The organism is Bradyrhizobium sp. CB2312 (genome assembly GCF_029714425.1).
Taxonomy (GTDB): domain Bacteria; phylum Pseudomonadota; class Alphaproteobacteria; order Rhizobiales; family Xanthobacteraceae; genus Bradyrhizobium.
The window spans coordinates 1,043,350-1,059,862 of sequence record NZ_CP121668.1; the positions used below are offsets into that span (position 1 = coordinate 1,043,350).

The following is a 16,513-nucleotide window of genomic DNA, read 5'->3' on the forward strand; positions in this document are numbered from 1 at the left end:
TCGATGTCATCGGCTTGCGTCACGGATTTCGACGACTGGCTCGTCGAGACGTTTGCACGGGTAGGTTCGTTCACGATGCTGGTTGTTCTGGTAGATATCGGCGAGATGACGCTTTCACCTTTGTCGTCTTCGTATCTGCATGTCGTCGGCGACGAGACGCGATGGAGGGACATGCTCGATTTGTTATCGGGTGCCGCAGCCGCTTGGAATGGGGCGGCGTTCTATCGAGCGGATCGAGCTGGGCTGATTGACGATCAATTGGCGCGCCAGCGTCTGGCGTCCCTGACGCGGCATCTCGAACGGGATCAATCGTTGCTGATCCACAGCGAGTTCTTTAACGCGCAGGGTCTGCGCCTGAAGATTGAGGAGGTCGGCATGAGTGAAAAGCTTCCTTGGCAATGAGGGGCGATGACGACAATGGGTGTCCTCGCTCGAGCATGAGTTCGAGCGTTTCCACCGCGTCTCACGTCGTGGATCGTCAGGCCTGGCGCGGAAATCGGGTTAGCCAGGGCACGCGTAGTATTCCAGAGGAGAGGCCGCTGGCGTTGACTTACAACGGCGGAACCTACGCCGTCATGATGGGAACACCCTGCGATCTCGAGGACTTTGCGATCGGGTTCAGTCTCAGCGCTAGTAACATCACGCGCGCCGACGAAGTTGAGTCGTTGGAGATTGTCGAGGTCGAGAACGGCACCGAACTGCGCATGTGGCTCACGCCGGCCAGAGCGGGGTCCCTCAGTGAGCGACGTCGTATCATCGCCGGTCCTACCGGTTGCGGCCTTTGTGGTGTCGAATCGATTGCGGAAGCGCTAAAGGCGCCTCCGGATGTCGGAACGGGTGCGGCGTTTTCGTCCGATCAGATTATAGATGCGATCGGCGGTATAGCTTCATTGCAGACGCTCAATACCGCGACTCGGGCTGTTCACGCTGCGGCGTTTTGGACGCCAAAAGAGGGCATCGTCGCCTTGCGCGAGGACGTCGGGCGACACAATGCATTGGATAAACTGGCTGGCGCTCTCGCTCGGGGGAGCGTTCGCACGGAAAACGGCATGGTGCTGCTCACCAGCAGGGTGTCGGTTGAATTGGTACAGAAGACCGCTATGATCGGAGCTTCTGTGATGGTCGCGGTCTCGGTGCCGACTGCGCTCGCGACACGTACGGCCGAGGCCGCCGGCATAACTCTCGTCGCAGTCGCGCGCGATGATGGGTTCGAAGTATTCACGCATCCTCATCGTGTTTCATTCACGCATACCGTTCGAAGCATCAGCCAGTAGACCGAAATTCCTCATCACCATTGGGAAGATCGCTAAAATGATGCAACGCGCGTCGATCATATGCGGGCCCGTAGTGTTTTGGATCACGAGGAGTCCGGTCACGAGTGACGAACGTGATCCTGCGTGAGTCACCGGCGCTCGCCGGTGTATCTACTACGACTGGTACGGGGCGATCATCCGCACGGTCGCGCGCGGTTTTCCCATGGCGCCCGGGCTTAGATGCCGGATGGGGACATTCGCATGTTATGTCAGTCGACTCCGATGGGGAGGGTGAGTTGAAATTGCGCGCCGCGAGACGAATTATTGGCGGCCCGGAGGCGACCTCCGTGCTCTTCGATGATCGAGCGACTGATCGACAGGCCGATCCCAACGCTATGAGGCTTGGTCGTGATAAACGAGTTGAAAATCTGATTCGACGGTAGAGGCGGCAACCCGACGCCGGTATCTCTGACAGACACCGCTATCTGTCTCTCCTCTACCAGTTCCGATGTTATGAATAGTTCACGAGGACTCTCCCCGTCGCTCATGGCCTCCATGCCGTTGATCATGAGGTTCATCAGGACTTGCTTCAACTGCGCCCGATCCGCAGAGACTTGGGACAGATTTTCCGTCAATTCGGTGCGGATCGATACAGAAAATCGCACGGCCTCCGTGTGCAACAGGGCAATCATCTCTCGAATGAGGTCATTTACATCGACCGGCTCACGAAGCATCGCACGCTTATGGAAGAGCTGCTGTATGCGAGCGACAGTCTCTGATGCACGAGCACAATCCTTCAGGATCATGTTGGCGATCGTGCGTGCTCTCTCGACATTTGGAATCTCCTGGGAAAGCCAGCGCAGGCAAGTCTCGGCATTTAGCATCATTGCGCCGATTGGATGATTTACTTCATGCGCCAGGGAGGACGTCAGCTCTCCCATGGCGGTCATCCGGCTCACTCGCGCCAGTTCCGCTTGTGCACGCCGCAATTCATCTTCAGCGTGTTTCCGATAGGCGATTTCCCTCTGCAGAATTTCGTTCGCTTGCAATAACTCCGCGGCGTGTTCCCTCAACCGACTCGCGGCCGCCGCGAGCTGTCGGTAGAGACGCGAATTTTCGAGGACCAGCACCGCGAGGACGAAGCTCGCGGCGAGGACGCCATAGATTCGTCCCGCGTAGAAGCCCAGATCATAGCGGGTGGTATTCAGGTATGAGCTCAAGATGATGTCGCAAAGCCAGTAACTCATGACCACCATGAGCCACAGATCCAGAAGCCTGTGTTGACGACGCTTCCACAACAGGCTGAATGCCGATGCGGCAAGTATAATGTCGATCAGATTGATGACTCGTTGCCAGGAGGTAAATCCGGAAGCGTCCAACAACGGTGGAAGGAGTCGTCCATTCTCGGCGCCCCAGGTGGCGGCGAACCAACAGATCAGAACGGCACCCATAACAACAGCAACAACCGTCCCGATCGCGGCATGTGGTAACAAATCGAGCTCGTGGCCGTCAGACAGTACATAGGCAATCACAGCGAGTGGAAAGCCGCCGTGCCAAAATATGCAAAGCCACAGCGCGGTTTGCGGGCCTGCTCCGGGCAAGCCGGCTGCCGCGAAGACACCGGGAAATGCCAGAAGCTGAATGACACTCATTAGCGAGGCAAACAGATATCCTCCTGCGACCAGAAGCAGAGCACGCGAGCGCAGGATACTGAACTGGCCGAAGAGAATAATGGAAGTCGTGAAATCATTGAAGGTCGACAAGGCATTGTAGACCGCGACGAAAGCTGGCGACGTGCTCAGCTGAACACGCACGAAAGGAACACAGGCCAGAAAGACGAGGAGGGAGATACCGATTAGAGTGAGGCAAAGACGCAGCTCGCGAGGTCCTGGTGCGGCTTTCGACAGGAACGCGCCGTCGCCGTCACGAACTGGATAGGAAGCCGAGATGCTCATCGTGCCGCCGAGAATCTACCGAGTGCCGATCTCTCGCTATCATCTGCCGTGCGGCAGCTCGATCTTGCAACTATTCCATACCGGTACGGCCAGATATCGGCTTGCCGAACAGTTCGCCGTGGTCGCCCTTAAAACGCGACAACTGCATTTGCTCGATCGGATAATAGTCGGTTGGACTGGTGTTGATCACGATGCCCGGCAGCAAGAGGCCAAGTTCGAAATGCGTCAGATTCGCCGCTTGTTTCATAATGTTGTCGCGCGTTAGATCGTTACCGCACTGCTTAAGCACCTGCACCAGCGTTTGTGCGCTCGCGTAGCCATAAACTGTGAAAATCGAGGTCTTATCCCCTTGCGGGAAATACTGGTCCATGAAGGTCGACCATTCTCTGATGGCAGGATCGTCTCTCCAAGTCGGGTCGGTCGGATCCTTAAGATAATTCGAGGAAATGATGCCTTGGGAATTGTCCAGGCCGGCAGGCTTGAGGACCGCCCCCACCGAATTCGAAATGCTGGCGAGGAACAAGGTCGGCTTCCAGCCGATCTCGGCTGCCTTCTTGATCGCTTGAGCGGCGAACTTCGGGGAAGCTTCGTCGAAGAAAATGTCCGCGCCGGAACTCTTCAGCGCCACCACTTTCGAATCCACGGTCGGCTCGCTTAGGTCGTAGGAGATCTCGGCCACGATCATTCGCTTGGTCGCGTCTTCTCCGAGCACGTCCTTCAGACCCTTCAGGTAGTCGCGGCCCGAATCGTCGTCCTGATAGAGGATCGCGATCTTGCCATGTGGCAGATTGTCGAGGATATATCTCGCATAAATGCGACCTTCCGTCTCGTAGGTCGGCAACCAGCCCATGGTCCATGGAAAGTTCCTGTAATCGCCGAACTTTCTTCCTCCGCTTGCCACGAACAGCTGCGGTACCTTCTTCTGGTTCATGTATTTCTGGATCGCGTTGTTGGTCTGGGTGCCCGCGCCTCCGAAGATCAAAAGCACCTCGTCATCTTCGACAAGCTTGCGTGCCTGCTCCACCGTCTTGGGCGGGCTCCAGGCGTCGTCGTAACTGATGAAATTGATCCTGCGTCCGTTGATGCCGCCGCGATCATTAATCATTTGGAAATACGCCGCCTCCGTGCGGCCAATCTGCGCATAAGCCGATTGCGGACCGCTATATGGCATAATGTTGCCGATTTTGATCTCGGTGTCGGACGCGCCGGTATCGTATTTGTTTTGAGCTGAGGCCGAGTGCGGGAAGAGGGTAATTGCAGTCGCAATAGATAACAGCCAAACGAAGCGGAGCTGCAGCATAGAAACGATTCCCTGGGTCAAATTGGATGACAATGCACGTGATTCTGCGGCCGGCGATCTGACGATACGCCCGTTCTCGCTCTTGATGGCCTCACACCTTTCGAGTTCGCTCAGCTCATTGCTATCCAACCTTTGGAAGAGCCAACCAATACCAACGTATGAGTGGCTCTGCCTTGCTCTCTTTCGATACCGTCGCGGGAGCGATATGGCGCGCCTCGCCAGCTAGGCTCGTCCTCGGCCTCCATGAGATCCACTCGTCCGCGCTTATCGCGAACAACTCTCGGTCGCCGACTAATGAAACGATTGCCATGGATCTCTCGGCAGTACGAAAGATCACACTTTTATGCGGGCTCGATGATCTTCAGGTCTTGCGGGAAGACGGTGGACTTGTTTTCTGCCGAGGGTGGCGGCGTTCCGACGCGGAAGGTAGACGCGACAGCGTGTTGCTGGTGCGCGCAAGGTCCGAGCCACCGGCACGTACCATCATTGAACGCCTCGTTCATGAATACTCCCTCAGGCACCAGCTCGACAATAGGTGGGCGGCGCGACCACTGGAACTTGTCGAAGATCGCGGTGAAAGCATTTTGGTGCTCGAGGATCCCGGTGGTGAGATCCTCGGTGGAACGCTTGGCCTCTCTATGGAGGTTGGGCGCTTCTTGTCCATTGCTGTCGAACTTGTTGCGGTCGTCGGCAAGGTTCATGAGCACGGCCTCATCCACAAGGACATCACTCCTGCCAACGTTCTGGTGAATGCCGCCGATGGTAGGGTGCGTTTGACCGGCTTTGGAATTGCATCGCGCCTGCCACGAGAACGTCAGCCGCCGGGCCCGCCTGAGGCCATCGGTGGCACATTGCCCTATATGGCGCCCGAACAGACGGGACGACTGAACCGTTCGATCGACTCCCGGAGTGATCTCTATTCGCTCGGAGTGGTCTTCTACCAGATGTTGACTGGCATGCTGCCATTCACTGCTCGCGATGCCACGGAATGGGTTCATTGCCACATCGCCAGAACGCCGACGCCGCCACACCAGCGGTCGGGAGCCATTCCCGCGCCGATTTCGCAAATGATAATGAAGCTGCTGGCCAAGACCGCCGAGGAGCGCTACCAGACCGCGGCCGGCGTCGAGCACGATCTTCGACGATGCCGCGCCGAGTGGGAAACGGTGGGGCGCGTCGACGAGTTTCCATTGGGCGAGAATGACCTTGCGGCCCGCTTCCTTATTCCTGAGAAACTATACGGCCGCTCCCGCGAGGTTAACGTCCTCCTCGGTTCGTTCGATCGGGTCGTTACAACCGGCAGTCCCTCTCTCGTTCTGGTCTCCGGCTATTCAGGTATCGGCAAATCCGCCGTGGTGAATGAACTGCATAAAGTGCTCGTTCCGCCGCGCGGTCTGTTCGCTGCTGGCAAGTTCGATCAATACAAGCGCGACATCCCTTACGCCACTCTCGCGGCGGCGTTTCAAAGTCTTGTCCGGCAGATTTTAAGTAAAAGCGAGGAAGAGCTCCAAGCCTGGCGCGAAGCGTTTCGCGCTGCACTGGGTTCAAATGGACTCTTGATCGTAGATCTCATTCCCGAGCTCGAACTTGTCATAGGTCGGCAAGCGTCGGTTCCCCATCTGTCGCCGCATGACGCTCAGCGCCGCTTCCAGACTGTGCTGCACCGGTTTATCGGCGTCTTTGCACGCCCGGAGCACCCGCTTGCACTCTTCCTTGACGATCTGCAATGGCTCGATGCTGCAACTCTCGATTTGCTTGAAGACCTTCTGACTCACTCTGACATCGGAAGTTTGCTGCTGATTGGAGCCTATCGAGACAACGAGGTTGATTCGGCGCATCCGCTCATGCGCAAGCTCGACCTGATCCGCCGCGCGGGCGGTGCAGTGCAAGATATTCAATTGGCACCGCTGACTTATTCTGACCTCGAACAAATGATTTCCGAAGCTTTTCGCTGCGAGGTCGCCACCGCGAGCTCGCTTGTGCAGCTGGTGCACGATAAGACCGGCGGCAATCCATTTTTCGCGATCCAGTTTCTCTACGACCTCGCGGATGAAGGGCTGCTAAGCTTCGATCATGCGAACGCCCGATGGGTTTGCGACCTTGGCCGCATCCGCAACAAGCGCTATACGGACAACGTCGTCGATCTCATGGTCGCCAAGCTCAATCGCTTGCCCGGCGAGGCCCAAGAAACACTTCGCAAGCTCGCATGCATCGGTACAGGCGCCACGTTCGCGCTCCTCGAGAGGGCTTTCGAGACCTCGCGTGAAGACCTCCACAACGACCTTTGGGAAGCGGTTCGGTCGGGGCTGGTGCTGCGTTCCGGCGACTTCTATGCGTTCCAGCACGATCGAATCCAGGAGGCGGCCTATTCGCTAATCCCTGAGGACGCGCGCGCCGAAGCGCATTTGCGAATCGGACGCCTGTTGCTGGCAAATACGCCGTCCGACAAACGTGAAGAGATTATTTTCGAGATCGTGAGCCAGCTCAACCGGAGCTCCACGCTGATCATATCCCAGGACGAACGAGAACAGTTGGCGCAGCTCAATCTGACCGCGGGAAAGCGTGGCAAGAATGCAGCGGCCTATTCATCGGCCCTGACCCATTTTGCTGCGGGCCGTTCGTTATTAGCGGATGAATGTTGGACGCGACAATACCGGCTTACATTCGAGCTGGAGTTTTATCGGGCCGAGTGCGAATTCCTGACCAACGATTTGGCGAACGCAGAAGAGCGGCTGTCGGTGCTTGCTGGCCGCACGCAGAATCCTGTCGATCTGGCTGCCGTCACCGCCCTGCGCCTGGAAGTCTACATCATGCTTGCCCAGTCGGAGCGGTTCGTTGACGTCGGGCTCGAATATCTCCGGCGGGTCGGCCTTGGGTGCTCGCGACATCCGTCCGATGACGATGTGCGCCGCGAGTACGAGGAGTTCTGGCGGCGGCTCGGAACCCGCCCGATCGAAGATCTGATCAACCTTCCTCTGATGACGGACCCCAGCACGCTCGCGACCATGAACGTCCTCTCCATCCTCATGCCTTCCGGCAACAACACCGACAAGAATCTCAACTGCCTGCTTGTCACGCGCTTGGCGAGCCTCAGCCTCGAGTACGGCAATAGCAACGCATCATGCATCGGCTATGTCTCGCTGGCCCTGGTTTTGAGCACAGACTTCGGCGACCACGCGACGGCTTTGCGCTTTGCCCAACTCAGTCTCGATTTGGTCGAGAAGCGCGGATTGGACGCGTTCAAGGCACGCGTTTACCTCAGAGTAGGGGGCGCTTTCAGCCCATTGATGCACCATTTTCGCTTGGGTCGCTCCCTCCTTCTACGAGCCTGCGAAGAGGCGGACAAAATTGGCGATGTTCTCTATGGTATTCATGCGAGGTCATACGCAATCAAGGGTCTGATCGCCTCTGGTGAACCGCTCGACGAAGTGGAAAGGGAGGCAATTGAAGCTCTCGAGTTCGGACGGAAGACCGGCTCCAGTTTCGTTTTCAACATCGTCCTCAACAAGTATTATCTGGTTCGGAGGTTGAGGGGCTTACCGCTCAATCTCAGATCGTTCGACGACGCGGCGATCGACGAAAGCGACTACGAGCGCTACCTTGAAGACCCAAACTTGGCCAATCCCGCCTATCAATATTGGACCCGAAAACTACAAGCATGCGTCTTCGAGCAGGATTATCCGTCTGCGCTCGACGCCGCGGTCAAGGCACCGGGTCAGGCCACCGGACCTGCGCTCGCCGACCGCGCCGAGTACCACTTCTATGCGGCGCTGGCACTGGCGGGGCCTGTCGATGCCACCGATGACCTTCAGCCCGACCTGCGGGAGTCGCGCCACGATGCATTGAGGGCCCACCTCCGGCAACTTCAGACATGGTCGGAATATTGCCCCGAGAATTTCGAGAACCGCGCCGCACTGGTCGCCGCCGAGCTAGCTCGCCTTGAGCGGCGCGACGCTGATGCCGAACGGCTTTACGAACAGGCCATCCGCTCGGCACGGGCCGGCGGCTTTGTCCACAATGAGGCGCTCGCCTGCGAGACGGCTGCGCGCTTCTACGCGGGGCGCGGATTTGAAGTTGTCGCCGGGTTGCTTCTTGAGAGGGCCCGCGACGGCTATCTGCGCTGGGGCGCCGACGGCAAGGTACGGCTACTCGAAGCACGTCATCCACAATTGCTGATCAACGATCGGCGCGCCGCTAAGAGAGATGCTTCCACGCCAGATCTGCAGCTTGATGTCGCTGCTGTCGTGACGGCGTCTCAGGCGCTATCAGGCGAAATAATGCTGCCGCGCCTTATCGAGCGGCTCATGACCATCGCCGTGCAAAATGCCGGCGCCGATCGTGGCTTGCTTATCCGGCCCCAGGAGGGCGGCTATCGTATTGAGGCCGAAGCGCGGGCGGATGGAGAGCAAATTGTCCTGCATTTTGGCACCGCCGTCGACCCGGCTGTTCCAGAAGGCATTGTACGCTACGTTATGAGGACGCGGGAATGTTTCATTCTCGACGATGCGGTTAAATCAAACCTCTTCTCGGAGGACCCGTACCTGGTTGTTCGGCGACAACGATCGATCCTTTGCCTCCCGCTCGTCCGGCAAGGGGCGCTGGTCGGATTGCTTTATCTCGAGAACGCGCTGGCTTCGCACGTCTTCACGCCTGGTCGCGCGAAGCTGCTCGAACTTTTGGGCTCCCAGGCTGCGATTTCCCTTGAGAATAGCCGCCTCTATTCCGATCTAAGGGAACGCGAGGCCAAGGTTCGACGCCTCGTCGACTCCAATATCATCGGCATCAGCATTTTTGATTTTGACGGTCGAGTTATGGAGGCAAATAGAGCGTTCCTCGACACCGTGGGACATGACCGCGACGATCTGATGTCTGGACGCCTGCGCTGGACCGATCTGACACCTCCTGAATGGAGGGGGGCTGATGAACGCGCGTTGGCCGAGGTGGCCGCGACCGGAACTTGTACGCCTTATGAAAAGGAGTTTCTACGAAAGGACGGCAGTCGCGTGCCGGTGCTCATGGCAGGAGCGAATTTTGACGAACTTCGGCAACAGGGCGTCGCCTTCGCGCTCGATTTGACCGAGCGAAAACGCGCGGAGGCCGAGCTGGCGCACGCAAACCGCGTCGCGACAATGGGGCAGCTCTCGGCTTCCATTGCCCACGAAGTCAATCAACCGCTGGCTGCCCTGCTTACGAATGCCAAAACAGCCGAGCGCTGGCTCGCCCGTCAACCGCCGAATCTGGAAAAGGCCAGGCCCTTAATTGGCCGTATCATCGACGATGGCAGGCGAGCCGCGGACATCGTCAGCCGGATTCGTGATTTCTCGAGGAAGGCGCCCGCGCGCAAGGAGCTGCTGGAAATCAACGACGTCATTTTAGAGATTATCGGCTTGGCCCGTGTTCCGATGTCTGAACGGGGCGTTGCATCTAAAATGCAATTGACGGGCGGGTTGCCGAATATTTTGGGTGATAGGGTGCAATTACAGCAGGTGATCCTCAACCTTGTCATGAACGCCATCGATGCGATGAGCGAAGTTGAAGAGAGGTCCCGCGAAATGTCGATCAGCACGAGTAACGCCGAGGGCGGCGGTGTGCTTGTCGCTGTAAGTGATTGCGGGATTGGCTTGCCTCATGCCAATCCGGACCAGGTCTTCGAAGCGTTCTATACCACCAAGTCCGCTGGCTTGGGCATGGGTTTGTCGATTTGCAGATCAATCGTAGAGGCGCATGGCGGATTGCTATGGGCAACGTCGAATTCACCACACGGTGCCGTTTTTTACATGAGGCTACCGATCGATCCGTCTGAAACCAAGGTCGGATCAGGAGGATATAAGCGGCCTTAGCCGACAGTTCGACGGGGGACCGCCGAAGTGCACAGCAACGGGCAGTCCACTTCGTCCCCCCATAGAACTAAGCACAGATGCTCGCACAATAGCTGAGCCGCATTTTCGAGAAAAACACAATCAGACGTGCAGAAATCGCGCTTACGATTGCGTATGGAAGAGGCGGCGGCGAAGAAGGCCGGCGTGTTCGCAAAGATGGCAGTCGATTCTAGGCCATACCCGTGGGGCAGGAAAGGCTCTGCTCGCAGCACCTAACCAGCGTAAACAGGCGACAGTCAACTTCCCCACCTGTGTGCAATGTGAGGGTGGACCGGAGGATGTTGGCCGAGTGCTTGCGAGACATCCTGAATATCCCGGCGGTCGGCGGGCATCGACGTCGGCGGCGCTGAGGCGTCTTCGATTAAGCCTTAGAGGCACAGAAGGCGTTAGGCGCCGTAGCCTTGCCTCATCGATCCATCTGAAATGCTTTTGTCGCACACGTCAGCCTGATTATAATGATCTAACCTTTATTGCGAGCCAAAAAATCCGCGGCAACCGGCTCAAAGGCGAGGCTTGCGAGTGATGTCTTATCGGTCCGGCGTGAGCGGGTTCGGCGACCTCGAGCTTTTATCGAAGGATGACGGATACGTCATCGGCCGAGCGCGGTGTACGGAGGCAAGAGGCGGACTAGAGAATGTCCTGATCGTGTTCCCGAACTCGGAGGCATCGAACGCTCTTGGCGGTCTTGCCCACGAATACTCCTTAAAGAACGAACTGGATAGCGCATGGGCAGTGCGGCCGCTCGAACTCTTGCAAGATCGGGGTCAGACCATTTTGGTGCTCGCGGATCCAGGCGGCGAATTGCTGAGCCGCCACATCGGCAGGCCAATGACGATCGAGCGCTTCCTGCGCATCGCCATTGGCATCACGGCCGGGCTTGGCCAGCTGCACCAGCAGCATCTCGTCCATAGGGACATCAAGCCGGCAAATATCATCGTGAACGCCAACGATGAAGTGTGGATTACCGGATTTCGAATTGCGTCGCGCCTCCCTCGCGAGCGGCAGCCGCCAGACCCTCCCGAGGTCATCGCCGGGACGCTACCTTACATGGCGCCCGAGCAGACTGGGAGAATGAACCGCTCGGTCGATTCGCGAAGCGACCTCTATTCGCTCGGCGTTACATTTTACGAAATGCTGACAGGTAGTCTTCCCTTTACCGCATCGGAGCCGATGGAATGGGTCCACTCCCATATCGCTCGAAAGCCAGAACCGCCCAATGCGAGGCAAGAGACCGTGCCCTCCGCGCTCTCCGCGATGGTCATGAAGTTGCTCGAGAAGAGGCCCGAGGAGCGCTACCAGACCGCGGGTGGCCTCGAGCGTGACCTGCGGCGCTGCCTCGCCGATTGGATGCGAGGCCATCTCGCCGAGTTTCCGCTGGGCGCGGAGGATGCGCCGGACCGCCTGCTGATTCCGGAGATGCTCTATGGCCGAGAGCGAGAGGTCGGAAAGCTGCTTTCCTCCCTTGATCGCGTCATGAAGAGCGGCGCACCGGAGTTCGTGCTGGTCTCGGGGTATTCCGGCATAGGCAAATCCTCCATCGTTCACGAGCTACATGAGGCGCTCGTGCCGCGGCGCGGGCTATTCGCGGCTGGTAAATTTGAGCGGGACAAGCGCGACATCCCCTACGCACCTCTGGCTCAGGCTTTTCAGAGCCTGATCCAGTCGCTGTTAAGCGAGAGCGACGCCAAACTAAGTGGCTGGCGCGATGCATTGATCGAAGCGTTTGGCGCAAATGGCCAGCTTATCGTCGATTTCATTCCTGAGCTCAGGCTAATTGTCGGCGACCAGCCGCCTGTCTCCGAGCTTCCGCCGCAGGAAGCGCTAAAGCGCTTCCAAATGGTCTTTCGACGATTCGTCGGCGTATTCGCCCGCCAGCAGCATCCGTTGACGCTCTTCCTCGATGATCTCCAATGGTTCGATGTCGCGACGCTCGACCTGATTGAAGACATTCTTGCGCAACGAGATATTGGATATCTGCTACTGATCGGCGCGTATCGTGACAACGAGGTTGACGCAGCACACCCGCTTACGCGTAAGCTCGCTGCCATCCGCCAAGTAGGTATAAGGGTAAATGATATTGCAGTCGGCGCGCTGAGCGACGACGAGCTCGGGGAATTAATCGCCGACTCGCTTCACTGCCAGCCTGAGAGCGCTCGTCCGCTTACACTACTCATACAAGAGAAAACCGGCGGCAATCCCTTCTTCGTCATTGAATTTCTCAAAACACTTGCTGATGAAGGACTATTGGTCTTCAACCACGCGAAAGCGCAGTGGTTTTGGGACGTTGATCGCATCAATGCCAAGCAATATACGGACAATGTAATCGACCTCATGGTCGCCAAGTTACACCGCTTGCCGACCGAAACTCAAACGGTGCTCCGCGATTTCTCTTGCGTCGGCTTTCGAGCAACGGTTTCGTTCCTGGCTGCAGTCTGCCAGACGTCGGCCGAAAACCTTCACGCGAACCTCTGGGAAGCCGTTCGAACAGGGATGGTGCGCCGTTCGAACGACACCTATGCGTTTCAGCATGACCGGATCCGCGAATCTATCTATTCGCTGATCTCAAATGACGCACGAGCCGAAGCCCATCTCCGGATCGGCCGGCTGCTTTTGGACTACAGAGCACTTGAGAGCAGCGATGAAATCGTTTTTGAGATAATTAGCCAGTTCAACCGAAGCTTAGCATTGGTCACTTCACCGGCCGAACGCGAGCAACTGGCGCGATTGAACTTGGTTGCGGGCAAGCGTGCCAAAAGCGCGGCTGCTTATCTGTCCGCGCTGACGTACTTTACCGAGGGACGTGCGTTGCTCGAGCAGGACTGTTGGGCCTGCCAATACGCATTGGCCTTCGAGTTTGAGCTATACCGCGCTGAATGTGAGCTACTAACCGGCGGTTTCTCACGTGCAGAAGAGCGCCTGTCGGCACTTGCGAACCGCTCAATTAATCTGGTCGATCGGGCCAAAGTCACTAGTCTGCTCGTCGACATTTACATTATTCAGGCCCGGGCGGAGCATGCCGTCGAAGCGGGTCTGGAATATCTGCGACAAGTTGGATTCGACCTATCGCCACATCCGGCGGATCAAGATGTGCAACGCGAATACGACGCCATATGGCAGCGGCTAGGAGCGCGGCCCATTGAGAGTCTGATCGACTTACCTCCAATGAGCGACCCAAGTATGTGCGCGACAATCCAGGTCATGAACAAACTCATGGTCTCGGCGCTTTACCAAGATCAAAAGCTGCATCAATTGCTGCTCGCGCACATGGTCAATCTCAGCATCGAGCACGGCAATAGCGCCGCTTCATGCGTCGGATACGTCGGACTTGGCCGAGTGTTGGCCGCTGAGTTCGGAAACCCTTCGGCGGCGTTGCGCTTCGGTCAGCTTGGCCTAGATCTCTTAGACAAGCGAGGGATGAATGACTTTAGCGCTCGTGTCTTTCTTGTATACGCAACTGGGATTAGCCCCTGGACCAAGCATCTTCGGGTCGGTTTGAGTTACCTTTCACGATCGGCGAGTGAGGCCAATAAGGTTGGTGACCTCCAGTACATTGGCCTTTGTCGTAGTAACATTGTGGGGACTTTACTCAGTTCGGGGGAGCCTCTCGAAGAAGTCGACCGGGCAGCAGTGGAAGGTCTCGACCTCGTACAAAAAGCAGGCCCGGGGATCGTCGCGGCCTACATTCTTGGTCAGCTACGCCTAATTCGAATTCTTAGGGATGTGCCCTGCGACTTCCAATCCTTCGATAGCGAGAAGTTCGATGCAGAAAGATTTGAGCGATATCTCGGTACCGACCCAAACCTAGCGATAGCCAAGCACTTATATTGGAGCAGAAGAATGCAGGCTTCCGTTTTCTTGGAAGACTATGCTTCAGCGCTCAAAGCTGCATCGCAATCACAAGGCCTGCTGTCGGTGACATCGCCGAATATTGAGCGGGCCGAATATCACTTCTATGCCGCTCTGGCACGAGCTGGATCTATTGGAACGATTGAATCCACCCGGACGGAAGAGGATATGGCCCACACAACGGCCATCACGGCTCACCACCGGCAACTTGAAAGTTGGGCCAGGGATTGTCCCGAGAATTTCGAAACCCGTTCAGCCCTCGTAGGCGCCGAGCTTGCCCGGATCGAGAATCGTAAGCTGGACGCGCAACGTCTGTATGAGCAGGCCATCCGGTCGGCTCGCGCCAACCGCTTCCTCCACATCGAGGCGCTCGCTTGTGAAACAGCCGCGCACTTCTATGCCGCGGGCGGCTTCGAAGATATTGCCGACATGTATCTCCAGAGGGCTCGCAACGGCTACGTACGCTGGGGTGCCAACGGAAAGGTGCGGCAAATCGACGAGCGTTATTCGCACCTCGCCGTAGCCGATACGCGTGGGCGAAAGGCAGAGATTACATCGTCGGATCAACCGCTGGACCTCGCCGCCGTTATCAAGGCGTCGCGGGTGCTATCGAGCGAAATTCTACTGCCTCGCTTGATCGAGCAACTCATGGTGATCGCGTTGCGGAATGCGGGCGCAAATCGCGGCCTCCTAATACTCCCAGCTGGGGATACATATGTGATCCATGCGGAGGCGCGAGCGGTCGATGAACAGATTAACGTCACGATGCGCCAAGATCCTATTGATCCGATGGTCTGTCCCGAGTCCCTGATCCGCTATGTTCTCCGCACACGGGAAAGTGTGCTCCTCGATGATGCCTCCAAACCCAGCCTGTTCTCTGAGGACAGCTATCTACACGACCGACTATCCAGGTCGGTCCTCTGCTTCCCACTTATCAAGCAACAGCAGTTAGCCGGAATTTTGCTGCTCGAAAACACGCTGACTTCACACGCATTCACGCCGGCCCGGATCTCGATCCTGGAACTCTTGGCAGCCCAAGCTGCGATTTCACTTGAGAACACCCGTCTCTATGCTGAAGTGCGGGAGCGCGAAGCGAAGGTCAGGCGCCTCGTCGATTCTAATATAATTGGCATCTCGATCGGCAAGGCCGACGGTTGCGTTTTGGAAGCTAATAAAGCGTTTCTGCGGATTGTTGGATACGATGAAGCTGACCTCGCTGCAGGTCGATTGCGTCGGGCTGAGCTGACGCCACTTGAGTGGCGTGATCGGGACCTACGGGCTGCTGCTGAAATGAGGATGACTGGCACGGCCCAACCATTCGAGAAGGAGTATCTGCGGAAAGACGGTAGTAGGGTGCCTGTGCTGGTTGGAGGCGCAACGTTGGATGAACGAGGAGACACCGTTGTTAACTTCGTTCTCGACTTGACGGACCGCAAACGTGCCGAAGCGGAACTGGCCCACGCTAACCGCATCACAACAATGGGCCAACTCACGGCCTCCCTGGCGCACGAGATCAACCAGCCTATCGGGGCTGCGCGCGTGAACGCCGGAACCACCGCGCGCTGGCTCCGTCAGGAGCCGCTCAACCTTGAAAAGGCCAGGCAGTCAAACGACCGCACCATAAAGGACGTCAGCCGCCTTGCCGAGATTGTAAACCGAATTCATGACTTCTCAAGAAAGTCGCCGGCACGAATGGAAGACTTGGAGATCAACGAAGTAATCCTTGAGATTACGACCCTGGCGGGAGCCGCGATGTCGGAACACGGCGTCTTGGCCAAGATGCGTTTATCGGAAGGCTTACCTCGCGTTGTGGGTGACCGAGTGCAATTGCAGCAGGTGGTCCTCAACCTGATCATGAATGCGGTGGAGGCTGTGAGCGAAGTTGAGGATCGACCACGAGAGCTGTTGATCAGTACTGATGAGGAAGGATCGGGCGGCGTGCTCCTCAAGATAAGTGATTCCGGTCCTGGCCTACCCCAAGCCGATCCGGAACGCGTGTTCGAAGCGTTCTATACAACCAAGGCCAGCGGTCTGGGCATGGGCTTGCCGATCTGCCGTTCGATCGTGGAAGCGCATGGCGGTCGACTGTGGGCAATACCAAATGAGCCTTGTGGCGCTGTGTTCCAAATCGCGCTGCCGATTGGCGGAAAATCGCTTGGCAATGAGTGCTAGACGAATGGGCCCAGCATGTTGACGGGTATGACATGATCGACGTGCGGGACATGCTGATTCGCGGCAGCGAGAAGGCACACGCTTCGATCGCGTGTCGTTCCCCCAATT

Annotated in this window: 6 protein-coding genes; 4 read left to right on the top strand and 2 right to left on the bottom strand. The window is 57.4% G+C overall.

The features are described 5' to 3' along the window. Nucleotides 1-3 precede the first annotated feature (3 nt). Nucleotides 4-402 (top strand): hypothetical protein, encoded by a 399-nt coding sequence (locus tag QA642_RS04970; RefSeq protein WP_283083658.1) that lies wholly within the window; start codon nt 4-6, stop codon nt 400-402. A gap of 35 nt (nt 403-437) precedes the next feature. Then, nucleotides 438-1,274, top strand: a complete 837-nt coding sequence (gene fdhD / locus QA642_RS04975) for a formate dehydrogenase accessory sulfurtransferase FdhD (RefSeq protein ID WP_283083659.1) — start codon at nt 438-440, stop codon at nt 1,272-1,274. Nucleotides 1,275-1,522: 248 nt separating this feature from the next. Here the strand turns inward: fdhD and QA642_RS04980 are convergent, their stop codons facing one another. Further along, complete coding sequence (locus tag QA642_RS04980) at nt 1,523-3,208, bottom strand: MASE4 domain-containing protein (RefSeq protein ID WP_283083660.1); 1,686 nt, start codon at nt 3,206-3,208, stop codon at nt 1,523-1,525. Between the two features lie 70 nt (nt 3,209-3,278). Next, nucleotides 3,279-4,508: an ABC transporter substrate-binding protein gene (locus QA642_RS04985; protein WP_283083661.1), complete on the bottom strand. Its 1,230-nt coding sequence runs from the start codon at nt 4,506-4,508 to the stop codon at nt 3,279-3,281. A 308-nt stretch (nt 4,509-4,816) separates the two neighbouring features. On the opposite strand from QA642_RS04985, the gene QA642_RS04990 reads away from it, so the two are divergent. Then, nucleotides 4,817-10,348, top strand: coding sequence for an AAA family ATPase (locus QA642_RS04990; RefSeq protein ID WP_283083662.1), 5,532 nt, complete (start codon nt 4,817-4,819; stop codon nt 10,346-10,348). 561 nt (nt 10,349-10,909) lie between these two features. Further along, the gene (locus QA642_RS04995) at nt 10,910-16,405 is read left to right on the top strand and encodes a trifunctional serine/threonine-protein kinase/ATP-binding protein/sensor histidine kinase (protein WP_283083663.1); all 5,496 of its coding nucleotides are present in this window, start codon (nt 10,910-10,912) and stop codon (nt 16,403-16,405) included. Nucleotides 16,406-16,513 lie beyond the last annotated feature (108 nt).

Bases quoted from the DNA above. Each gene is read 5' to 3' on its own strand.
- QA642_RS04970 (WP_283083658.1), top strand. From the start codon at position 4: ATGTCATCGGCTTGCGTCACGGATTTCGACGACTGGCTCGTCGAGACG.
- fdhD (WP_283083659.1), top strand. From the start codon at position 438: ATGAGTTCGAGCGTTTCCACCGCGTCTCACGTCGTGGATCGTCAGGCC.
- QA642_RS04980 (WP_283083660.1), bottom strand. From the start codon at position 3,208: ATGAGCATCTCGGCTTCCTATCCAGTTCGTGACGGCGACGGCGCGTTC.
- QA642_RS04985 (WP_283083661.1), bottom strand. From the start codon at position 4,508: ATGCTGCAGCTCCGCTTCGTTTGGCTGTTATCTATTGCGACTGCAATT.
- QA642_RS04990 (WP_283083662.1), top strand. From the start codon at position 4,817: ATGGATCTCTCGGCAGTACGAAAGATCACACTTTTATGCGGGCTCGAT.
- QA642_RS04995 (WP_283083663.1), top strand. From the start codon at position 10,910: ATGTCTTATCGGTCCGGCGTGAGCGGGTTCGGCGACCTCGAGCTTTTA.